General features: G+C 40.3%; 19 protein-coding genes and 1 pseudogene. 13 read left to right on the forward strand and 7 right to left on the reverse strand.

Annotated features, from left to right (window positions below; genetic code table 11):
• Positions 1 to 16 precede the first annotated feature (16 nt).
• Both HMPREF2750_RS05085 and glpT read right to left on the reverse strand, forming a co-directional pair.
• Positions 17 to 928 carry a hypothetical protein gene (locus HMPREF2750_RS05085; RefSeq protein WP_049367604.1) on the reverse strand — a complete coding sequence of 304 codons (912 nt, stop codon included), beginning with the start codon at positions 926 to 928 and terminating at the stop codon, positions 17 to 19.
• Between the two features lie 93 nt (positions 929 to 1,021).
• Positions 1,022 to 2,461: a glycerol-3-phosphate transporter gene (glpT, locus tag HMPREF2750_RS05090; RefSeq protein WP_070582917.1), complete on the reverse strand. Its 1,440-nt coding sequence runs from the start codon at positions 2,459 to 2,461 to the stop codon at positions 1,022 to 1,024.
• Between the two features lie 291 nt (positions 2,462 to 2,752).
• Between glpT and glpA the strand changes: the two genes are divergently transcribed.
• The 4 genes and pseudogenes from glpA to HMPREF2750_RS09870 form a co-directional block, all read left to right on the forward strand.
• On the forward strand, positions 2,753 to 4,444 hold the full coding sequence (gene glpA, locus HMPREF2750_RS05095; protein WP_032803913.1) for an anaerobic glycerol-3-phosphate dehydrogenase subunit A: 1,692 nt from the start codon (positions 2,753 to 2,755) through the stop codon (positions 4,442 to 4,444).
• Positions 4,434 to 5,723, forward strand: a complete 1,290-nt coding sequence (gene glpB, locus HMPREF2750_RS05100) for a glycerol-3-phosphate dehydrogenase subunit GlpB (RefSeq protein ID WP_070582920.1) — start codon at positions 4,434 to 4,436, stop codon at positions 5,721 to 5,723. Before glpA ends, glpB begins: the two co-directional genes overlap by 11 nt.
• 9 nt (positions 5,724 to 5,732) lie before the next feature.
• The gene (gene glpC / locus HMPREF2750_RS05105; protein WP_070582922.1) at positions 5,733 to 7,010 is read left to right on the forward strand and encodes an anaerobic glycerol-3-phosphate dehydrogenase subunit GlpC; all 1,278 of its coding nucleotides are present in this window, start codon (positions 5,733 to 5,735) and stop codon (positions 7,008 to 7,010) included.
• A 104-nt stretch (positions 7,011 to 7,114) separates the two neighbouring features.
• A pseudogene (locus tag HMPREF2750_RS09870) lies at positions 7,115 to 7,252 on the forward strand (transporter); the annotation flags it as partial.
• A 65-nt stretch (positions 7,253 to 7,317) separates the two neighbouring features.
• On the opposite strand, the gene asnA reads toward HMPREF2750_RS09870, so the two are convergent.
• A complete protein-coding gene (gene asnA, locus HMPREF2750_RS05110; protein ID WP_070582924.1) occupies positions 7,318 to 8,310 on the reverse strand; it encodes an aspartate--ammonia ligase in 993 nt (330 codons plus the stop codon).
• A gap of 156 nt (positions 8,311 to 8,466) precedes the next feature.
• Here asnA and asnC point away from each other — a divergent pair, with 156 nt between their 5' ends.
• Entirely contained in the window at positions 8,467 to 8,919 is a 453-nt protein-coding gene (gene asnC / locus HMPREF2750_RS05115) for a transcriptional regulator AsnC (protein ID WP_005697406.1), read from the forward strand.
• Positions 8,920 to 8,970: 51 nt separating this feature from the next.
• Here the strand turns inward: asnC and HMPREF2750_RS05120 are convergent, their stop codons facing one another.
• Positions 8,971 to 10,266, reverse strand: coding sequence for an NAD(P)/FAD-dependent oxidoreductase (locus HMPREF2750_RS05120; RefSeq protein WP_070582926.1), 1,296 nt, complete (start codon positions 10,264 to 10,266; stop codon positions 8,971 to 8,973).
• A gap of 187 nt (positions 10,267 to 10,453) precedes the next feature.
• Here HMPREF2750_RS05120 and HMPREF2750_RS05125 point away from each other — a divergent pair, with 187 nt between their 5' ends.
• A complete protein-coding gene (locus HMPREF2750_RS05125) occupies positions 10,454 to 11,485 on the forward strand; it encodes an extracellular solute-binding protein (RefSeq protein ID WP_410002393.1) in 1,032 nt (343 codons plus the stop codon).
• A 62-nt stretch (positions 11,486 to 11,547) separates the two neighbouring features.
• The gene (locus HMPREF2750_RS05130) at positions 11,548 to 11,961 is read left to right on the forward strand and encodes a PACE efflux transporter (RefSeq protein WP_070582930.1); all 414 of its coding nucleotides are present in this window, start codon (positions 11,548 to 11,550) and stop codon (positions 11,959 to 11,961) included.
• A 100-nt stretch (positions 11,962 to 12,061) separates the two neighbouring features.
• Here the strand turns inward: HMPREF2750_RS05130 and purB are convergent, their stop codons facing one another.
• Together purB and hflD are read right to left on the reverse strand one after the other, a co-directional pair.
• Positions 12,062 to 13,429 carry an adenylosuccinate lyase gene (purB, locus tag HMPREF2750_RS05135; RefSeq protein WP_005697377.1) on the reverse strand — a complete coding sequence of 456 codons (1,368 nt, stop codon included), beginning with the start codon at positions 13,427 to 13,429 and terminating at the stop codon, positions 12,062 to 12,064.
• Between the two features lie 16 nt (positions 13,430 to 13,445).
• A complete protein-coding gene (gene hflD / locus HMPREF2750_RS05140) occupies positions 13,446 to 14,069 on the reverse strand; it encodes a high frequency lysogenization protein HflD (protein WP_032803925.1) in 624 nt (207 codons plus the stop codon).
• 140 nt (positions 14,070 to 14,209) lie between these two features.
• Here hflD and trpS point away from each other — a divergent pair, with 140 nt between their 5' ends.
• From trpS to deoD, 5 genes are all read left to right on the forward strand, one after another.
• Positions 14,210 to 15,214: a tryptophan--tRNA ligase gene (trpS, locus tag HMPREF2750_RS05145; RefSeq protein ID WP_005697360.1), complete on the forward strand. Its 1,005-nt coding sequence runs from the start codon at positions 14,210 to 14,212 to the stop codon at positions 15,212 to 15,214.
• A gap of 58 nt (positions 15,215 to 15,272) precedes the next feature.
• Complete coding sequence (locus HMPREF2750_RS05150; RefSeq protein WP_005697358.1) at positions 15,273 to 15,563, forward strand: YfcZ/YiiS family protein; 291 nt, start codon at positions 15,273 to 15,275, stop codon at positions 15,561 to 15,563.
• Positions 15,564 to 15,595: 32 nt separating this feature from the next.
• Complete coding sequence (locus HMPREF2750_RS05155; protein WP_005697427.1) at positions 15,596 to 16,384, forward strand: 4Fe-4S cluster-binding domain-containing protein; 789 nt, start codon at positions 15,596 to 15,598, stop codon at positions 16,382 to 16,384.
• Between the two features lie 106 nt (positions 16,385 to 16,490).
• Positions 16,491 to 17,738, forward strand: a complete 1,248-nt coding sequence (locus HMPREF2750_RS05160) for a NupC/NupG family nucleoside CNT transporter (RefSeq protein ID WP_005697381.1) — start codon at positions 16,491 to 16,493, stop codon at positions 17,736 to 17,738.
• Between the two features lie 128 nt (positions 17,739 to 17,866).
• Complete coding sequence (gene deoD, locus HMPREF2750_RS05165) at positions 17,867 to 18,583, forward strand: purine-nucleoside phosphorylase (RefSeq protein WP_005697435.1); 717 nt, start codon at positions 17,867 to 17,869, stop codon at positions 18,581 to 18,583.
• A gap of 68 nt (positions 18,584 to 18,651) precedes the next feature.
• Here the strand turns inward: deoD and greB are convergent, their stop codons facing one another.
• Positions 18,652 to 19,128 (reverse strand): transcription elongation factor GreB, encoded by a 477-nt coding sequence (gene greB / locus HMPREF2750_RS05170; RefSeq protein ID WP_005697419.1) that lies wholly within the window; start codon positions 19,126 to 19,128, stop codon positions 18,652 to 18,654.
• A gap of 106 nt (positions 19,129 to 19,234) precedes the next feature.
• Between greB and HMPREF2750_RS05175 the strand changes: the two genes are divergently transcribed.
• Positions 19,235 to 21,547, forward strand: coding sequence for a Tex family protein (locus HMPREF2750_RS05175; protein ID WP_070582932.1), 2,313 nt, complete (start codon positions 19,235 to 19,237; stop codon positions 21,545 to 21,547).
• Positions 21,548 to 21,602: the final 55 nt, after the last annotated feature.

Genomic DNA, 21,602 nt, shown 5'->3' on the forward strand with positions numbered 1-21,602 from the left:
GTGTGTTCTCCTTGATTTACTTATTACATCTTGGTTTCATGTCGTAAAAATAGATTTCACTAATTTCACGGTCATATCCTGGATAAAATCCTTTTGGCATCCCTAACACAATTTGTTTGCCTCGGTTTGCATGGACAAGCAGTTGTTTCGTTTTCGGATTCACATTCAAGCCTTCGACTTCGCCGACATCTCGAATGTCATTCAATGTTTTTTCTAAAACAACGCGAGCTTCATTATTTTTATCTGAAATTTCTACACGATAAATATGATCGGGTTCTTTTTCATCTGCCGTACCATCATCAGATGTGACGTAGAGATCACCGTTATAGGCATAAACGCCTTGAATCCATTGTGGAACAGGTTGTAAATGCACTTTACGTTTATATTTACCGGTTGAAAGATCGTATTCATATAAATAACGGCCACTTTCTTCACCAACCCAAGATGCCATCCAAACTGAATTGTGAACGGTATCTACGGTGATGCCGGAAACTTCGACTTGACCTGACTCAGGATTAAAATCAACTGATCTTTTTAATGCGAGGGTTTCGGGATCGTGAATCGCAATTTGAATATTTTTACCTACGCCAGCATCAAACCATTCGGAGGAAACATAAAGTTCATTGTTGTAGATATCAATGTCGCCAATGTGATTGGCTTCTTTTTGATAGCCGACAAAAGGATCTTTATTTTCTTTAATCAGTTTTCCATCCATATCGTATTTGGCGAGCGTTTTACTACCCGATACATATAAATATTTACCATCAGTGGTAATGCCTTGGCGTCCGTTGACTTCGAGTACTTTGTCTAATTTATAAGTATAAGCGGGGAGGGCTGAACGATAGGGCGCTTCACAAGTTTGATTTGCGAATGCTGCATTTGCCATAACTGCCGCGCCTAACATAATGGTTAATTTATTCAATTTCATCACATTATCTCCTTTTAAAGTGCGGTTAAAAATTCAGTTGTTTTTGTAATAAAAAAGGCGGCAAGCCTTCGCCTGTCGCCTTTAATTTATAGATTATTTACCGTAGGTATCGCCTAATTTCGCTTTATGTTTACCTTCTTCAACCATTACGATGAAGAGTAATAACACCGCTAAGACACCACCACCGATCATGACGTAGAAACCGCCGTCCCAGCCATAGTGTTGTGCTGCCCAACCGATAACAGCTGATGCAGACACAGTACCACCTAAGTAACCGAATAAACCGGTGAAACCTGCTGCTGTACCTGCTGCTTTTTTCGGTGCAAGCTCAAGAGCGTGTAAGCCGATTAACATTACAGGACCGTAGATTAAGAAACCGATTAAGGTCATTAAGATGAAGTCAGTTAATTGATATGGGTTTTCATACCAAGCTGCATAGTTTGCAAGCTCTGCTTCAGGTGTAGCTGGGTTCATCCAGTATGCTACAACTGCTGCTGTAGTTAAGATCATGAAGATGAAACCGGTTAAACCACGTTTACCTTTGAAGACTTTATCTGATACCCAACCACATAATAATGTACCTGGAACTGCTGCTAATTCATAGATTGTGTAAGCCCATGCAGTACCTTTGATGTTGAAGTGTTTTACTTCACTTAAGTAAACCGGAGACCATTTCAATACGCCGTAGCGGATTAAGTATACGAATACGTTAGCAATCGCGATGTACCATAACAATTTGTTTTTCAATACATAAGTGACGAAGATTTCTTTTGTGCTTAAATCGTTTTCGTAAGTTTTTTCGTTATAGTCATCTGGGTAGTCATTACGCCATTTTTCGATTGATGGTAAACCACAAGATTGTGGAGTATCACGCATGACGAAGTAAACTGGAATTGCACAGAGCATTGCCGCAATACCCGGATAGTAGAGGGATTGTTGCCAAATGTCTTTTGCTTGTGCTTCGATACCATGAGTGCTGAAGAACACTGCACTTGCTAATAGCACCATTGCACCCGGCATCATACCACCGATGTTGTGCGCGGTATTCCAGATAGATACGATAGTACCGCGTTCTGATTTAGACCACCAGTGTACCATTGTACGACCACATGGAGGCCACCCCATACCTTGGAACCAACCATTTAAGAAGATCATTACCCACATGATGGCAACGCCAGAGGTTGCCCATGGGAATAAACCCATCATGGTCATACAAAGACCAGAAAGCAATAAACCAAATGGTAAGAATACGCGAGGGTTCGAACGGTCAGACATACCTGCCATTACGAACTTAGATAAACCGTAGGCAAGACCAGCCGCTGAGCCGATAACACCTAGTTGCGCTTTAGTGTACAAGCCCTGTTGAATTAAACCGGGTTGTGCTAAGTCAAAGTTTGCACGTACAAAATAGTAAGCGGCATAACCAAAGAAGATCCCTGCAAACACTTGCCAACGTAAGCGTTTATACGTGGAATCAATTTTCTCCGCTGGAAGTTCCGCAATATGCGGAGCGGGTTTAAATGGTCCAAACATAATTTCTCTCCAAAATCATTTTAATTATGAGTCCACCCCCATGATGGGGATAGCGTGCATGATAAAATAAAAATAGAAATTAAAAAGAGAAATAATTCAAAAATGTGATGCATTTCACAAAATATTTTTTAACAAATGAGCGAATTCGAAAATTGTGTGATCTATCTCACAAAACAGCTTTCTTTTTCGCTCAGAATGTTGTGAATTTAACCGCTCTCCCATACAATAGCCATGGAATTTGTAACAGTTTTTACGTTTCTTTTTATTAACATTTTGGCTTTGGGGGTAACAATGGGATTATCGCCTAATATGTATCGTGATGTGGGTGATTTTTCACCTATCTCGACGGATGTGATTATCATTGGTGGCGGTGCGACAGGTGCGGGGATTGCTCGTGACTGTGCATTGCGTGGAATTAACTGTATTTTATTAGAGCGTCGTGATATTGCGACAGGCGCAACAGGCCGTAACCACGGTTTGTTACATAGTGGTGCACGTTATGCCGTAAACGATCAGGAATCAGCAGAAGAATGTATTAAAGAAAATAAAATTCTGCGCAATATCGCTCGTCATTGTGTGGATGAAACAGAAGGTTTATTTATTACCTTACCTGAAGATTCCCTTGATTATCAAAAAACCTTCATCGAAAGTTGTACCAAATCCGGTATTGAAGCTGTCGCCATTGATCCTAAACTAGCCCAAATTATGGAACCATCGGTAAACCCAGATTTAGTGGGTGCCGTTGTGGTGCCAGATGGTTCAATCGATCCTTTCCGTTTAACGGCTTCTAACGTGATGGATGCCACCGAAAATGGCGCGAAAATGTTCACTTATTGCGAAGTGAAAAGCTTAATTCGCGAAGGTGGCAAAGTCATCGGTGTGGATGTTTACGATCACAAAAATCGCGTAAACCGTAAATTCTTTGCGCCATTAGTCGTCAATGCAGGTGGTATTTGGGGGCAAGGTATCGCAGAATATGCGGATCTCAAAATCAAAATGTTCCCAGCAAAAGGTGCATTACTTGTCATGGGTCATCGTATCAACAAAATGGTGATTAACCGTTGCCGTAAACCTGCGGATGCGGACATTCTTGTGCCAGGAGATACCATTTGTGTTATCGGTACAACCTCTAGCCGTATTCCTTACGATCAAATCGATAATATGGAAGTCACCCCAGAAGAAGTGGATATCTTATTCCGTGAAGGGGAAAAACTTGCGCCAAGCTTGCGTCATACTCGTGTATTACGTGCTTATGCCGGAGTGCGTCCGTTAGTGGCATCTGATGACGACCCATCTGGTCGTAACGTAAGTCGTGGTATCGTGTTACTTGACCACGCAGAGCGTGATGGCTTAGATGGCTTTATCACTATCACTGGTGGTAAATTAATGACTTATCGCTTAATGGCTGAATGGGCAACGGATCTTGTTTGTAAAAAACTCAACAAAACCGCACGTTGTACAACCGCTGAGCGTCCATTGCCTGGTTCAACCGAAAGCCGTGCAGAAACCAATCAGAAAGTGATTTCACTTCCAAGTACAATTCGTTATTCAGCCGTGTATCGTCATGGTTCTCGTGCAACTCGTTTATTAGATAAAGAACGTCTCGATCGTTCAATGGTGTGCGAATGTGAAGCCGTGACAGCGGGTGAAGTACGTTATGCCGTTGATGAATTAAATGTGAATAACTTAGTGGATTTACGTCGCCGTACTCGTGTGGGGATGGGGACTTGCCAAGCTGAGCTTTGCGCATGCCGTGCAGCGGGTTTAATGAACCGTTTTGAAGTGGCAACACCTCGTCAATCGACCACACAATTAACCTCCTTCATGGAAGAACGTTGGCGAGGTATTGAACCTATTGCATGGGGTGAAGCGATTCGTGAAGCAGAATTTACTTCATGGATGTATGGCAGTGTGTTGGGCTTAAACGATGTTCAACCGCTTGAAACTGACAAACAGCAAGGGACGGATAACAATGAATTTTGATGTAGTGATTATTGGTGGCGGCCTTGCAGGTTTAACTTGCGGCATCGCTCTACAAGAACAAGGCAAACGTTGTGTCATTATCAATAACGGCCAAGCAGCGATTGATTTTGCATCCGGCTCATTGGATTTATTAAGCCGTTTACCAAATGGTGCGTTTGTTAAAAATATTCCTGAAAATTTGACCGCACTTGCAGCTCAATTACCACAACACCCTTATAGCATTATGGGTGCTGAACGCGTATTAGCGAAAGCGCAAAATTTCGAAAAATTAGCGGAGTCGTTAAATTTAGATTTAGTTGGTTCAACCGCAGAAAATCATCTTCGTGTAACGGGTTTAGGCAGTTTACGCGGTGCATGGCTTTCACCAAATAGTGTGCCAACTGTGCAAGGCGAAACCCCATTCCCTTATAAAAAAATTGCGGTTTTAGGCATTGAAGGCTATCACGATTTCCAACCAGAATTATTGGCAGATAACCTCACGTTGAATCCACAATTTGCACATTGTGAAGTGAAAACCGGCTTTTTAAATATCCCAGAATTAGATCAGTTACGTGCAAACTCTCGTGAGTTCCGCAGTGTAAACATTGCTCAAGTTTTAGAATATAAACTGAAATTTGATGATCTTGTGGCTGAAATGAAAGAAGCTGCGAAAGGCACTGAAGCAATTTTCTTACCAGCTTGTTTCGGTTTAGAAAATCAAGAGTTTATGGAGTCACTTCGTAAAGCAACTGGCTTGCCATTATTTGAATTGCCAACTTTACCGCCTTCTTTATTAGGTATGCGTCAACGTATTCAATTACGCCATCGTTTTGAGAAATTAGGCGGACTCATGATGAATGGTGATAGCGCATTAAAAGCACATTTTCATGGCAACAAAGTTCGTGCTATTCAAACGCGTTTGCACGAAGAGGAAGAAATCACGGCTGAGTATTTCGTCTTAGCGTCAGGCAGCTTCTTCAGTAAAGGTTTAGTCTCTGAATTCGATAAAATCTATGAGCCCGTATTCCATTCTGACATCATCGGTGTGGAAGGTTTTAACGATACGGATCGCTTTACTTGGACTGATCACCGTTTTTCAAATCCACAACCGTATCAATCTGCAGGCGTGGCGATTAATGCGCAATGCCAAGTTCAAAAGGGCGGTCAATTTTTAACGAATTTATATGCGGTGGGTAATGTGATTGGTGGTTTCAATGCACTAGAACTCGGTTGTGGTTCTGGCGTGGCAGTGGTAACAGCACTTGTTGTTGCTGATGAAATTCTTCACAACACACATTAAGGAGGCGTTATGAACATTCAACAATTAATTGATAATGCAAAACAATCCCTTAATGTACCACAGCATCATCATGCTTTTGATGAAAGCTTTGAGAGCTGCATTAAATGTACGGCATGTACAGCAGTGTGTCCGGTTTCGCGTCAAAATCCAAACTACCCGGGTCCAAAACAATCAGGTCCAGATGGTGAGCGTTTACGCTTAAAATCAGCCGAGCTTTATGATGAAGCATTGAAATACTGTACTAACTGTAAACGTTGTGAAATTGCGTGTCCGTCTGATGTAAAAATTGGTGACATTATCGTTCGCGCAAGAAACAAATACCTTGCTCAACAACATAAACCAGCAGTGCAAAAATTACGTGATGCGATTTTAAGTAACACCGATATTATGGGTTCACTTAATACACCGCTTGCTCCGATTGTGAATACGATTACGGGCTTGAAAGCGACAAAATTTGTGTTGGAAAAAGCATTAAAAATCAGCCGTCATCGTACGTTACCAAAATATTCCTTTGGTACGTTCCGTAGCTGGTACATGAAGAAAATGTTGGAAAGCCAACAAAAATTCGAACGTAAAGTGGCGTATTATCACGGTTGTTATGTGAACTACAATAATCCACAGTTGGGTAAAGAATTTATCCAAGTGTTTAATGCCATGGATATTGGTGTGGTGTTATTAGAAAAAGAAAAATGCTGTGGCTTGCCATTGAGCGTGAACCAATTCCCTGAACGTGCGAAAAAAATTGCGCAATTTAACACCGATTACATTGGCAAAATGGTGGATGAAAATGGCTTGGATGTGATCAGTGAAGCATCAAGTTGTGCCTTAAATTTACGTGATGAATATCATCATATTTTAGGTATCGATAATGCGAAAGTTCGTCCGCATATCCACATGGTGACACCATTCTTATATCAACTCTTTAAAGAAGGTAAAACCTTACCGCTTAAACCATTGAAATTGCGAGTGGCTTATCACACCGCATGTCACGTGGATAAAGCAGGTTGGGCACCATACACCTTGGAAGTGTTAAAACAAATTCCAGGTTTAGAAGTGGTGATGCTCCCATCACAATGTTGTGGTATCGCAGGGACATACGGTTTCAAAGAAGAAAACTACGAGGTTTCCCAATCTATCGGTAAAAACTTATTCGATAACATCAATGCAGGCGGATTTGATTACGTGATCTCTGAATGCCAAACTTGTAAATGGCAGATAGATATGTCATCTAACGTGACTTGTATCCATCCATTGACGTTATTGTGTATGTCGATGAATCAAGCTTAGTGAAAAGAGCGGAAACTGATAAAAAAGTGACCGCTCTTTTTGTTATTTAATCCAATATGGAGAACTAATTATGCAAAAAATCTTCAAGGTTTCCTTGTCTTGTGATTGAAACGGTCGCCGCATTAGATAAACCGTTAGATCAGTTACAAAAAATTACGGAGAAAGACTTGCTGGGTATTTATCGCGACAGCTTAAAAACCATGGGGTTGCCAATGTTTAATAGCGGTCCATTACAAGATTAATTAATCTTTTCAAAAAAACAAAAGTGCGGTGAAATTTCACCGCACTTTTTTATTTTCTCTTTCGATTAAAGAATATGTTGATATTGTTCTAACATTTCTTTTGGCCATACGCTTGATTGCACTTCACCAATGTGTTTTTTGTGGAGTAAAAGCATTGCCATACGAGATTGACCGATACCACCACCGATGGTGAGAGGTAATTTGCCGTTTAATAAATCTTGGTGCCAATCCATTTTTAAGCGATCTTCATCACCGGTTAAACCAACTTGTAAACGTAATGCAGATTCATCCACACGAATACCCATTGAAGAAAGCTCAAACGCTTTACCTAACTCAGCGTTCCACACCAAAATATCACCGTTTAGGCCTTTGTAGCCGTTTTCAGATTCAGTTGTCCAGTCATCATAGTCTGGTGCACGACCATCATGTGGTTTACCGTCTGATAATTTACCACCGATACCGATTAAGAATACGGCGCCATATTCTTTACAAATCGCATTTTCACGCTCTTTGCTTGAAAGATCCGGGTAGCGTTTCACTAAATCTTCACTGTGAATGAAAGTAATTTCTTTTGGCAAGCTTGATGGAATGTCAAAGCGAGCTTCTACCGCTAATTCAGTTAAGCGGATTGCACGATAAATAGAACGTACAGTTTCTTTTAAATAAGCAAAGTTACGACGACCTTCAGGAATCACTTTTTCCCAGTCCCATTGGTCCACATAAACAGAGTGAGTTTGATCCAATGAATCTTCATCTGGACGTAATGCTTTCATGTGAACAAATAAGCCTTCACCTTCTTTGAAATGGAAACGTGCGAGAGTATGACGTTTCCATTTAGCCAATGAGTGAACCACTTCATAAACCGCATTTGGGATACATTTCACGTTTACTTGAACAGCTTTCTCAATGCCTGATAAGTTATCTTGCATACCGTTGCCAACTTCACTAAGGATTGGACCTTGTACTTCGATAATGCCAAGTTGTTCAATCAAGTTTTGAGTAAAGGTGTTCTTCACAAAGCTGATTTCTTGTTGTTGTAAAATAAACGTCTTTTTCATATTTATCCTTCTTTTTATAATGACTGGTAAGATTTGTTGTGCATTATTCAATAAAATGACAAATTATTTCAACTAATTTCTTTACATTGTTTTAAATGTTGAATATTATCAAAAATAAAGAAGATATTTTGAAAAAGATCTAATAAGGAGTGTTTTATGAACAATATCGATACACTTGATCGCCAAATTCTCCGTGTACTGACTAAAGATGCTCGTACACCTTATGCAGAAATGGCCAAAAACTTTGGCGTGAGCCCAGGTACAATTCATGTTCGTGTGGAGAAAATGCGTCAGTCTGGCCTGATTGAAGGGACAAAAGCGATTATTGATGAGCGTAAGCTGGGTTACGATGTGTGCTGCTTTATTGGCATTATTTTGAAAAGTGCAAAAGATTATGAAAAAGTGATTAAAAAGCTAGACACCTTTGATGAAGTGGTGGAGGCCTATTACACCACGGGGAATTATTCTATTTTTATTAAAGTGATGACACACACGATTGCTGAATTACATTCCGTGTTGGCGACTAAGATTCAGCTGATTGATGAGATTCAATCGACGGAAACCCTGATTTCCATGCAAAATCCTATTTTACGAGACATTAAACCTTAAATGTCATCAAAATAATAAAGGCGTGTATTTAACACGCCTTTTGTTTTTTAATTAACGATAACGATCGAGGAATTTGTAATAGAGTACGCCGATCTTGGTGGCTAAGTTTTTAAGATATTTTCCACCGTAAAACGAAGGGACTTTTAATTCTTCAAAAATTCTCAAACGTTCGTCATTGCCTAAAATCGCTTCAGCAATAATGCGTCCCGCAAGCCCTGTTAGTGCGACGCCATGCCCAGAGTAACCTTGTGCAAAGTAAATATGCGGTGAGATACGACCAAAATGCGGGCTTGCATTCAGTGTCATATCAATCGGCCCTGTCCAACCATAGTCAATTTTGACATTTTCCAATTGTGGGAAGACATGCAACATATTGCCACGCATAATTTGCACCATATCTTTTTCTGAGCTCGAATCACTGCCAAATAACAAACGGTTATCCGCACTCAAGCGATAATAATCGAGCAAAATATTATTATCACAAACAGACATACCATTATTGATCACGGAATCAGCCGTGGCTTGATCTAAAGGTTCAGTCGCAATAATAAAGCTTTCTACCGGCAAAATTTTACGATTAATGCCGCGATGAATGGATTTTGGTAGTGCATCGATATAGGCATTGGTCGCTAAAATAACATCTTGAGAAATGACCGCACTTTTATCGGTTTTGACTTCAATGCAACCTGATTTTTCCACTAAATCCACAACAGGGGATTGTTCGTAAATTTGCACACCTAAATCTAAGCAGGCTTTTGCTAAGCCTAAGCAATAATTTAATGGGTGTAAGTGGCCTGAGTTACTATCGAATAAGCCGCCCACATAAATATCACTGCCTAGATGTTGTTTAAGTTTGGCTTTATCCCAAAGTTGCATCTTGTCATAGCCAAAAGTCGCGTGGCTGGCTTTTTCCATTTCAATGAGATCGTCCATACGACGTTCATTTAACGCCAATGTGGCATAGCCTTTTTTCCAATCACATTGAATGCCATATTTCGCAATGCGTTCATCAATAATATCAATGGCTTCTAGCGACATATCCCAAAGTTTTTTCGCTTTATCAAAGCCCACTTGAGCAATATATTCATCAATGCCTTCTTCAAAACCATTGATAGCTTGACCGCCACTTCTGCCGGATGCGCCAAATCCTACTCTTGCGCCTTCTAATACAATGACTTTCTTGCCTTTTTCTGCTAATTCAAGGGCGGCTGATAAACCGAAGAAACCCGCACCAATAACACAAACATCCGATTCTTCTTGCTGAGTGAGAGGCGGCAATTCGAAGGTTTGGTTTCGACTGTCGAAATAATAAGATTTGATATGTTCTTGATGAGCAAATTCGAGCATGATTGATGCCTAATTAATTAACATAAAATTGAAATTGAGGGAATCTTACCCTGATGGGAAAATATGTCAAACCTTTTGCTAAAAAGGTGCTATACTCCCCCAAGTTTATACAAGTAAACGATTACTTAAGGTTTATTTTGATTGTCCTGAGGAGGTCAATAAATTGAAAAAAAATGCTGTTCAATACATCAAATCACTTTGTCTTTCTGCCGTTGCATTTGCTGCAACTTCTGCTGCTCTTGCTGCTGAAAAATTGTATGTTTATAACTGGACTGACTATGTGCCATCCAATTTGGTTGCAGAATTTACCAAAGAAACCGGCATTGAAGTGATTTATTCTACGTTTGAAAGTAATGAAGAAATGTATGCTAAATTGAAACTGACCTCCAGTACAGGCAGTGGTTATGATTTAGTTTTCCCATCAAGCTATTACGTCAATAAAATGGCGAAAGAAAATATGTTACAAGAGCTTGATCACAGCAAATTAAGTAATTTTAAACAAATTCCAGCAAACTTATTAAACAAGGAATTTGACCCAAATAACAAATATTCTCTGCCTTATGTTTATGGCTTAACCGGTATCGGTGTGAATGCGGATGATATTGAACCAAGCAAAATCACAAGCTGGGCTGATTTATGGAGCCCTGAATACAAAGGTAAAGTATTATTAACCAGTGATGCGCGTGAAGTGTTCCACATTGCATTACTTTTAGATGGTAAATCACCAAACACCACGAATGAAGAAGAGATCAAAGCCGCTTACGAGCGTTTAGTGAAATTGTTACCAAATGTGGTGACTTTTAACTCTGACTCGCCAGAAGTTCCGTTTGTTCAAGGTGAAGCCTCTATTGGTATGTTATGGAATGGTTCGGCTTATTTAGCCCACAAAGAAAATCCAAGTATCCAATTTGTGTATCCAAAAGAAGGGGCGATTTTCTGGATGGATAACTACGCGATACCAAAAGGTGCGAACAATGTTGAAGGAGCTTATAAATTTATCGACTTCTTACTTCGCCCTGAAAATGCAAAATTAGTCGTTGAAAAAATGGGTTTCTCTATGCCAAATGAAGGCGTGAAAGCGTTACTTTCACCAGAAATGGCGAATAACCCAACCTTGTTCCCATCAGCTGAAAATATTGAAAAAGGCATTATGCAAGGCGATGTGGGTGAAGCAGTGGATATTTACGAAAAATATTGGAATAAATTAAAAACCAATTAATCCAAATATTGATGAAAAGTGCGGTGAATTTGACCGCACTTTTTCTTTGTAAAGGATGACAAATGAGTTTTCTTGAGCGACTTTTTCACGCAATCTTGTTTGAAACCACAGTTGTGTTGCTTTCTGTTTTCGCTTTGTATTTCTTTACAGAAGAAAGTGTTTCTATTCTCTTTGGGTCCATGGTACTGGTTTCCTTAACCGCCATGCTATGGAACCTCGTTTTTAATTATTTTCTTGATAAAGTCTTTACGGGGCCACGAGAAAAGCGAGGCGTCATATTTCGTACTTTACATGCCATTTCATTTGAAGTTGGTTTGCTTGTTTTCACAGTCCCGATCATTGCTTACTTTTTGAAAGTAGATTGGATCACGGCTTTTATGATGGATTTCAGTTTAACGGTAATGGTGACCGTTTATACCTTTATTTTTAATTGGGTGTATGATCACGCGCGATTGCTGTTTATTAAGCGTGAATGATGCAATAGGTAAGAGAAGAAATAAAAAAGTGAGGTCAAAATCTAAGATGTTTTTGACCGCACTTTTATTTTTAGGGCGTGGTAAAACGCCCTTTTATTTCTTAAAGTTTTTCCACTAACTCAATGGCTGCACCAATATAGGTTGCAGGAGTAAGTTGTTGTAAACGTGCTTTTTCATCAGCTGGAATATCCAGTTTTTCGATGAATTCACGCATTGCTTTTTCATCAACGCGTTTACCACGAGTGAGCTCTTTTAATTTTTCGTATGGTTTTTCAATACCATAGCGACGCATCACGGTTTGAATTGGCTCAGCTAAAACTTCCCAGTTGTGGTTGAGTTCATCACGGAGATGTTGTTCGTTAACTTCTAATTTGCTGATACCTTTACGCGTTGCAGCATACGCAATTAAACAATAGCCTAAACCCACACCTAAGTTACGTAATACAGTAGAGTCGGTTAAGTCACGCTGCCAGCGAGAAATTGGTAATTTTTGACCAAGGTGAGTCATCACAGCATTGGCTAAACCTAAGTTACCTTCTGAGTTTTCGAAGTCGATAGGATTCACTTTATGCGGCATGGTGGATGAACCAATTTCACCCGCGATAGTGCGTTGTTTAAAGTGATTTAATGCAATGTAGCCCCATAAATCACGGTCGAAGTCGATGATGATGGTATTAAAACGTACCACGGCATCAAAGTATTCAGCAATGTAATCGTGAGGTTCAATTTGCGTGGTGTATGGGTTCCAATCTAAACCTAATGAGGTGACAAATTCTTCGCTAAATTTGTGCCAGTTGATATTTGGATAAGCCGATAAATGCGCATTGTAATTACCTACTGCACCGTTAATTTTACCCAAGATTTCATTTTGTTGGAGTTGTTTGAATTGGCGTTTTAAACGGTAAACCACGTTCGCCATTTCTTTACCCACAGTACTTGGTGAGGCAGGTTGGCCGTGTGTACGAGAAAGTAATGGAATGGTTTTGTATTCGTTCGCTAAACGGGTGATTTCATCAATCAGTTTTTGCCATTCAGGTAAGATCACTTCTTCACGCGCCGTTTTTAACATCAAGGCATGAGAAAGGTTGTTAATGTCTTCTGATGTACAAGCAAAGTGAATAAATTCAGAGACTTTGGCTAATTCTGGTAAAGCTTCACTTTTTTCTTTTAAGAAATATTCAACCGCTTTGACGTCATGATTCGTGGTGCGCTCAATTTCTTTGATACGTTCAGCATCTTGAAGACTGAATTCTCCCACAATTTTATTAAGGTAATCGTTTGCTTCTTTAGACAAAGAAGAAACTTCTTGGATTTCAGCGGTCGCCGCCAATTTTTGTAACCAACGTACTTCCACGGTGACACGGAATTTGAGCAAGCCAAATTCACTGAAAATACCACGTAATGCGGTGGCTTTATCTTGATAACGACCGTCAATCGGGGAAAGAGCGGTTAATGCGGAAAGTTGCATAAGAGTTCTCCAAGGATTAATTTAAAGTTGAGTAGAGTTGTCGTGCTGCTTGCACTAATTTTTTACGATGAAATAACAGTTGCCATTTGCTGCCACCTACTTGACGCCACAAAACGGCCGAACGAATGCCGGCAAGCAAACACGCACGAATTTTGTCTTGTACATTTTGTTGCTGTAAATGATATGCCGAACCAATAATATGAATGCGTTTGCCTAAAGGACTAATTGTATCGACATAAATGTTTGCCATGATAGAAAACATCTCATCATCAAATTGATTGTCGTGATAAGAAAGTTGTTCTGGTAAACGGGCAATTCGGCGGCCAAGTTCTTGTTTGATTTCAGGTTGCTTGTTTAATTTGCTCTCTAACGCTAACAGGCTGCCCCAATAATTCAATAAATTTTTGTCATTTAATTGAGTGAGTTGCTCAATAAGTGTGTTTAATCCCACTTTAAGATGTTGAACATCACCGCCAAATACGGCTAATGTATCTTCAGGTTGAGTGATGAGAAGAGAATGAATGGTGGTTTGGAATGCATCTTGATGATCAACTTCGCCTTTTTGTGCTAATTGACTGATTAATAAGACAGATTGACAAACACCGGCAAGTGCCAGAGCCATATCATTATAATTTTTCATTGGGACTATAGATTGTAAGCTGTAGAAATTTTGGGCGTAATATAGCATTTTTACACATTGTTTTGAACTCAATCATTAAAAAACGCCCTATCTTTTGTTATCATAGCGCCAATTCAGTTTACAGAATGAAAGGATAACCAATGACAAAACCAATTGTATTCAGTGGCGTGCAGCCTTCCGGCGAATTAACTATCGGGAATTATTTAGGTGCACTTCGCAACTGGGTGAAAATGCAAGAAGATTATGAGTGTATTTTCTGTGTGGTGGATTTACACGCCATCACTGTACGTCAAGATCCTGCAGCACTTCGCAAAGCAACGCTTGATGTGCTCGCCCTTTACTTGGCTTGTGGCATTGATCCGAATAAAAGCACGATCTTTGTGCAATCTCATGTACCAGAACATACTCAACTAAGCTGGGTGTTGAACTGTTACACCTATTTCGGTGAGATGAGCCGTATGACTCAATTCAAAGATAAATCAGCACGTTATGCCGAAAATATTAACGTGGGTTTATTTGATTATCCCGTTTTAATGGCGGCAGATATCTTACTTTACCAAGCGAAAAGCGTACCGGTGGGGGATGACCAAAAACAACATTTAGAAATCACTCGCGATATTGCCGCTCGTTTTAATGCTCTTTATGGTGATATTTTCACGATCCCTGAAATCTTCTTAGGCAAAGCGGGTGCGCGTATTATGTCTTTGCAAGATCCTGATAAAAAAATGTCTAAATCAGATGATAACCGTAATAACGTGGTGACCTTGCTTGAAGATCCAAAATCGGTGGCAAAAAAAATCAAACGCGCGGTAACAGACTCTGATGAACCACCTGTTGTACGTTATGATGTGCAAAATAAAGCGGGTGTATCTAACTTATTGGATATTCTTTCTGCGGTAACCGATAAATCTGTGGCAGAACTTGAAAAAGAATTTGAAGGCAAAATGTACGGGCACTTAAAAACAGCGGTGGCTGACGAAGTGTCAAACTTACTTGCCGGCTTACAAGAACGTTTCTATCAATATCGTAACGATGAAGCGCTTTTAGACGAGATTTTACGTCAAGGTGCGGAAAAAGCCCGTGCAAGAGCAAAAGCAACCCTTGACAAAGTGTACGAAGCCGTAGGCTTTGTTGCAGCAAAATGATAATTTTAAACTTAATAAGCCGTGTTCTGTCACGGCTTTTTTAGATAAGGAGAAAAATATGGCCATTCAAACTGAAAAACCAATTGAATGTGTAGGTTGTAATACTTTCGATATGAAATCATTGTTTGATAACAGCGATTGTAGTTTACCTATCGAACAGTTTTACGCGACTCGTCAAGATGCAGAAGGCGCATTGGAATATTTCACGTTAAAAGCACGTGATGTAGAAAGTGAACCTTGTCAAATTCAGTCTGAAATTCAACAGGTTGAAGAGGGATATGTACTTAAAGCGGTTTTCACATTCTGCTGCCAAGCGGAATTAGTGATTTTTCAAATGAAGCTTGTGTAAGTGATAACTTACTCTAGAAAACAGCGTTTTTTGTGACCGCACTTTCTGATATTTATGTTCCCCTGCATCGTATTATTCCTTTTTCTAATGTAGAAGGGCAGGGGAATCGTACCAGTATTTTCTTACAAGGTTGTAAGTTAAACTGCCTTTATTGCCATAATCCAGAAACCATTCCTCGTTATGCAGAAGGCGCTCATCAAGTCAGCCTGCAGTATTTGTATGAGCAGGTGATGGATGCCGTACCTTTCATTCGTGGTGTGACGGTTTCCGGCGGGGAACCCACCATTCACCATAAAAAGCTCGTTCCGTTGTTTCAAAAGCTACGTGAGGAAGGGCTAACTTGCTATTTAGATAGCAGTGGTTTCTTTGAATTTGAAGCAATTCGACCTTTAATTGATGTGACAGACAAATTTCTCTTTGACCTGAAAGGAGAAGGGCTTGGCTTACAACGTTTGTGCTTTGATAGACAAAATCGCCAAGGTATTGTCCCTCAAAACATCATTCCCGCTCATCAACATATCAAGCAAGAAAATTTAGATCGTAATTTGAAGAATTTGGCGCAATTATTACCATTAAATAAAGTGGAAGAAGTGCGGTTAGTTTATGTGGCGAATTTTTTTGATGCAGAAAAGTTGGTGGAAAAAGTCGGTTCCTTATTGAAAGGTTATCCGGATGTTTTGTTCAAAATTATCCGAATGCACACAAAAGGTGCTCGAGATGCTGAAGGGCTCAGCCCTTATGTCCCAACTGTTGAGCAGACCCAAGAACTTGAAAACTATGCGAAATCTTGTGGTCTGACCAAAATTGTGACCATTTTATAAGCAAACATATCGAAAAGTAGCAAAAATATTCCGACTTTTTACCGAAAAACAAGTAGAATAGGACAATTTTATTCACTTACTTATCTAACCAACCTAGGGGAAAAAAATGGGTATTTTAGGTAGCATTTTAGGCATTGTCGTATTACTGGTCATTGCCGTATTATTTTCAAATAATCGTAAGGCGATTAATTTACGTACTGTATTAGGGGCTTTGGCGATCCAAATCGGATTTGCGGCCCTTATTTTGTATGTGCCGTTTGGTCGAGATGCATTACAAGCGACGGCAAATGGTGTATCAAATGTTATCGCCTATGGTAATGAAGGGATTAACTTCGTCTTTGGTGGCTTATCGGATCCTTCAAATGCCGGCTTTATCTTTGCGGTGAAAGTGTTACCAATCATCGTCTTTTTCTCTGGTTTAATTTCTGTGCTTTATTACTTAGGCATTATGCAAGTTGTCATCAAAGTGATTGGTGGTGCATTGCAAGCCGCATTAGGCACATCTAAAGCAGAATCAATGTCTGCAGCAGCGAATATTTTCGTTGGCCAAACTGAAGCACCTTTAGTGGTTCGTCCTTACATTAAAAATATGACCCAATCTGAATTGTTCGCTATTATGGCGGGTGGTACAGCTTCTATCGCGGGTTCAGTGATGGCGGGTTATGCAGGAATGGGCGTGCCGTTGACTTACTTAATCGCAGCCTCTTTCATGGCTGCACCAGCAGGTTTATTATTTGCGAAAATTTTATTCCCGCAAACTGAACAATTTACCGATAAACAACCTGAAACGGATGATAGCGAAAAACCGACTAACGTGCTTGAAGCAATGGCAGGTGGTGCGAGTGCCGGTATGCAATTAGCGTTAAACGTAGGTGCGATGTTACTCGCTTTCGTGGGTTTAATTGCTTTAATTAACGGTATTTTAGGCGGCGTAGGCGGCTGGTTCGGTTACGGTGATTTAACGTTACAATCAATCTTTGGTTGGATCTTCAAACCATTAGCTTACTTAATCGGTGTATCTTGGGATGAATCTGCCATCGCGGGTCAAATGATTGGTATGAAGTTAGCGGTGAACGAATTCGTGGGTTACTTAGAGTTTGCGAAATACTTACAACCAGATACCGCGGTGGTATTAAGTGAAAAAACCAAAGCCATCATTACTTTCGCATTATGTGGTTTCGCTAACTTCAGTTCTATCGCAATCTTAATCGGCGGTATCGGTGGTATGGCACCAAATCGTCGTGGTGATGTGGCTCGCTTAGGTTTAAAAGCAGTTGTAGCGGGTACATTAGCTAACTTAATGAGTGCGACTATCGCAGGTTTATTCATCGAGTTAAGCGGCGTAGCAATGTAATTAAAATGTGGTGAATTTTGACCGCACTTTATCTCTCAACACCACGAATCGTTCGTGGTGTTGTATTTTAAAGCAGGCGAAAACGTTTGCTTAAATGATTTTTTATTTATCAACAAGAGGAAAAAATAATGACTCCACATATTAATGCTCCTGAAGGCGCATTTGCAGATGTTGTATTAATGCCAGGTGATCCGCTTCGTGCAAAATATATTGCTGAAACATTCTTAGAAGATGCGAAAGAAGTGACTAACGTTCGCAATATGTTGGGTTATACCGGTACTTATAAAGGTCGTCGTATCTCTGTTATGGGGCACGGTATGGGTATCCCATCTTGCTCAATTTATGCGAAAGAATTAATTACTGAATACGGTGTTAAGAAAATCATCCGTGTTGGTTCTTGTGGTGCTGTACGTATGGATGTTAAAGTACGTGATGTTATCATTGGCCTTGGTGCATGTACTGATTCAAAAGTAAATCGTATCCGTTTCAAAGATAACGATTTTGCTGCAATTGCTGATTTTGATATGGCACAAGCTGCGGTTCAAGCTGCAAAAGAAAAAGGTAAGCAAGTTCGCGTAGGGAATCTTTTCTCTGCAGACCTATTCTATACACCAGATTTTGAAATGTTTGATGTGATGGAAAAATACGGCATCTTAGGCGTAGAAATGGAAGCAGCTGGTATCTATGGTGTAGCAGCAGAATATGGTGCAAAAGCACTTTGTATCTGTACCGTTTCAGACCATATTCGTACACACGAACAAACTACTGCGGAAGAACGTCAATTAACTTTCAATGATATGATTGAAATTGCGTTAGAGTCTGTATTAATTGGTGATAAAGCATAATTTATCCGATTGATAGAAAAAACAAAAGAGCGGTCAATTTTAACCGCTCTTTTGTTTTTTCTACTTCGCTATTTTTCATACCAAATTCGGTTCACATAGAGCACCACTTTGCCCGAGGGTGTTTCCACATGAATTTCATCATCAACGCCTTTTCCAATTAAGGCACGTGCGACGGGAGAATCAATGGAGATCCAGTTTTTAGCGGGATCGAATTCATCGCAGCCAACAAGGCGATATTGCTTCACTTCACCTTCTTCATCTTCTAGCTCAACCCATGCACCGAAAAACACTTTGCCTTCTTGTTTTGGGTGGTAATCCACGATTTGTAACACTTCTAAGCGTTTGGAAAGGAAACGCACACGGCGATCAATTTCACGTAAGCGACGTTTACCGTAAATATATTCCGCGTTTTCACTGCGGTCACCAAGCGCTGCAGCATCTGAAACCGCTTGGGTAACTTTAGGGCGTTCTTCTTTCCACAAAAATTTAAGTTCTTGGTCAAGCGCAAGCCAGCCTTGACGGGTAATGTAATTTGATTTTGCCATGATAAAAATAAAAGAAATTTTTTTGAATTATATTTGAGCCTGTTGTCTAAAACCAGTATTCTATTCCCGTTTTTATCGAATCCTTTAATAACAAAGAAGTATGACAATGTTAAATCAACAAATTAGCCAAATTATTGCGGCAGAATTAACCGTTCAACCCCAACAAATCCTCGCCGCCATTCAATTATTAGATGATGGCAATACCATTCCATTTATCGCCCGTTATCGTAAAGAAGCCACAGGTGGCTTAGATGATACCCAACTTCGTCATTTTGAAACTCGTTTAATTTATTTACGTGAATTAGAAGATCGTCGTCAAACCATCTTGAAATCTATTGAAGAGCAAGGGAAATTGACCGATGAATTGCGTGACAAAATCCATGCAACACAAAGTAAAACTGAATTAGAAGATTTGTATTTGCCATATAAACCAAAACGTCGCACGAAAGGGCAAATTGCGATTGAAGCCGGTCTTGAGCCATTGGCTGATTTACTTTGGAACGAGCCGAAGAATGATCCTGAAACGGTAGCCGCTGAATTTGTAGATGCTGATAAAGGTGTAACAGACACCAAAGTCGCACTTGATGGCGCTCGCTATATTTTAATGGAGCGTTTTGCTGAAGATGCGGGCTTATTAGCGAAAGTCCGTGATTATTTAGCAAAAAATGCCGTTATTGTATCCAAAGTGATCGAAGGCAAAGAAACGGAAGGCGCAAAATTCCAAGATTATTTCGACCACCAAGAATTATTGAAAAATGTGCCTTCTCACCGTGCATTAGCCATGTTCCGTGGACGTAATGAGGGCATTTTACAATTAAGCTTAAATGCAGATCCCGATGCAGAAGAGGGAAGTCGTCAAAGTTATTGTGAAGAGATTATTCGTGATTATTTAGATGTCCGTTTCACGGGGCAGCCTGCAGATAAATGGCGTGAGCAAGTGATTGCGTGGACATGGAAAATCAAAGTTTCGTTGCATTTAGAAACGGAATTAATGGCAAGTTTACGTGAAAAAGCAGAAGAAGAGGCCATTGATGTTTTTGCTCGAAATCTGACCGCACTTTTAATGGCGGCACCAGCTGGCGCGAAAAGCACTATGGGCTTGGACCCAGGCTTACGTACAGGTGTTAAAGTCGCCGTAGTAGATAACACAGGTAAATTATTAGATACCACCACCATTTATCCACACACGGGGCGTGAAGCCGAAGCGCAAGTGGCGATTTTCAGCTTAATCCGCAAACATAACGTGGAATTAATTGCCATTGGTAATGGTACGGCTTCTCGTGAAACTGAACGTTTTGCGAAAGAAGTCATTAAAGAAATCAAAGAAAATAAACCACAAACCGTTGTAGTGAGTGAAGCTGGCGCATCGGTTTATTCTGCTTCTGAATTTGCGGCAAATGAATTCCCGAATTTAGATGTCTCTTTACGCGGTGCGGTATCTATCGCCCGTCGTTTACAAGATCCATTGGCGGAATTAGTAAAAATCGAACCGAAAGCTATTGGTGTAGGGCAATATCAACACGATGTAAACCAAACCCAACTTGCGCGTAAACTTGATGCGGTGGTGGAAGACTGTGTAAACGCGGTAGGTGTGGATTTGAATACGGCATCCGCGCCGTTACTTGCTCGCGTGGCAGGGATGACGAAAACCTTAGCGCAAAACATTGTGGAATACCGTGATGAAAATGGTCGTTTTGAAAGCCGTAGCGAATTGAAAAAAGTGCCGCGTTTAGGGCCAAAAGCCTTTGAGCAATGTGCGGGCTTTATGCGTATTGCAGGTGGGAAAAATCCACTTGATGCTTCAGGTGTCCATCCAGAAGCTTACCCAGTGGTGGAAAAAATCTTGCAAGCGACAGCACAATCTATTCAAGATTTAATGGGCAATGCGGGTGTGGTACGTCAGCTTGATGCAAAACAATTCATTGATGAGCAATTTGGTTTACCAACGGTTCAAGATATTTTCAAAGAGTTGGAAAAACCGGGGCGCGATCCGCGTGGTGAATTTAAAACCGCGGTATTCGCAGAGGGCGTGGAAGAAATCACCGATTTAAAACCAGGTATGATTTTAGAAGGTACCGTCACTAATGTGACCAACTTCGGCGCATTTGTGGATATTGGTGTTCACCAAGACGGTTTAGTACACATTTCATCATTAAGCGATAAATTCGTAGAAGATCCACATCAAGTGGTGAAAACGGGCGATATCGTAAAAGTGAAAGTCTTGGAAGTGGATGTGCCGCGTAAACGTATTGCATTGACGATGCGATTAGATGAAAGTGCGGTCAAAAATGACAGCAAATCTGACCGCACTTTAAGCGCAAAACCAAGAAGTAATGCACCTCGTCAAGAGCGTAATCCTAGAGGAAATAGTGCGATGGGTAATGCCTTTGCCGATGCGTTGAAAAATTGGAAAAAATAATTTCGTCATTTAGATGAACATTGTGGCCAAATAGGCGTACAATGAAGGGGATCTG

Origin of the sequence: Haemophilus sp. HMSC066D02 (assembly GCF_001810545.1) — a bacterium.
GTDB lineage: Bacteria > Pseudomonadota > Gammaproteobacteria > Enterobacterales > Pasteurellaceae > Haemophilus_D.

Bases quoted from the DNA above. Each gene is read 5' to 3' on its own strand.
- HMPREF2750_RS05085 (WP_049367604.1), bottom strand. From the start codon at position 928: ATGAAATTGAATAAATTAACCATTATGTTAGGCGCGGCAGTTATGGCA.
- glpT (WP_070582917.1), bottom strand. From the start codon at position 2,461: ATGTTTGGACCATTTAAACCCGCTCCGCATATTGCGGAACTTCCAGCG.
- glpA (WP_032803913.1), top strand. From the start codon at position 2,753: ATGGGATTATCGCCTAATATGTATCGTGATGTGGGTGATTTTTCACCT.
- glpB (WP_070582920.1), top strand. From the start codon at position 4,434: ATGAATTTTGATGTAGTGATTATTGGTGGCGGCCTTGCAGGTTTAACT.
- glpC (WP_070582922.1), top strand. From the start codon at position 5,733: ATGAACATTCAACAATTAATTGATAATGCAAAACAATCCCTTAATGTA.
- asnA (WP_070582924.1), bottom strand. From the start codon at position 8,310: ATGAAAAAGACGTTTATTTTACAACAACAAGAAATCAGCTTTGTGAAG.
- asnC (WP_005697406.1), top strand. From the start codon at position 8,467: ATGAACAATATCGATACACTTGATCGCCAAATTCTCCGTGTACTGACT.
- HMPREF2750_RS05120 (WP_070582926.1), bottom strand. From the start codon at position 10,266: ATGCTCGAATTTGCTCATCAAGAACATATCAAATCTTATTATTTCGAC.
- HMPREF2750_RS05130 (WP_070582930.1), top strand. From the start codon at position 11,548: ATGAGTTTTCTTGAGCGACTTTTTCACGCAATCTTGTTTGAAACCACA.
- purB (WP_005697377.1), bottom strand. From the start codon at position 13,429: ATGCAACTTTCCGCATTAACCGCTCTTTCCCCGATTGACGGTCGTTAT.
- hflD (WP_032803925.1), bottom strand. From the start codon at position 14,069: ATGAAAAATTATAATGATATGGCTCTGGCACTTGCCGGTGTTTGTCAA.
- trpS (WP_005697360.1), top strand. From the start codon at position 14,210: ATGACAAAACCAATTGTATTCAGTGGCGTGCAGCCTTCCGGCGAATTA.
- HMPREF2750_RS05150 (WP_005697358.1), top strand. From the start codon at position 15,273: ATGGCCATTCAAACTGAAAAACCAATTGAATGTGTAGGTTGTAATACT.
- HMPREF2750_RS05160 (WP_005697381.1), top strand. From the start codon at position 16,491: ATGGGTATTTTAGGTAGCATTTTAGGCATTGTCGTATTACTGGTCATT.
- deoD (WP_005697435.1), top strand. From the start codon at position 17,867: ATGACTCCACATATTAATGCTCCTGAAGGCGCATTTGCAGATGTTGTA.
- greB (WP_005697419.1), bottom strand. From the start codon at position 19,128: ATGGCAAAATCAAATTACATTACCCGTCAAGGCTGGCTTGCGCTTGAC.
- HMPREF2750_RS05175 (WP_070582932.1), top strand. From the start codon at position 19,235: ATGTTAAATCAACAAATTAGCCAAATTATTGCGGCAGAATTAACCGTT.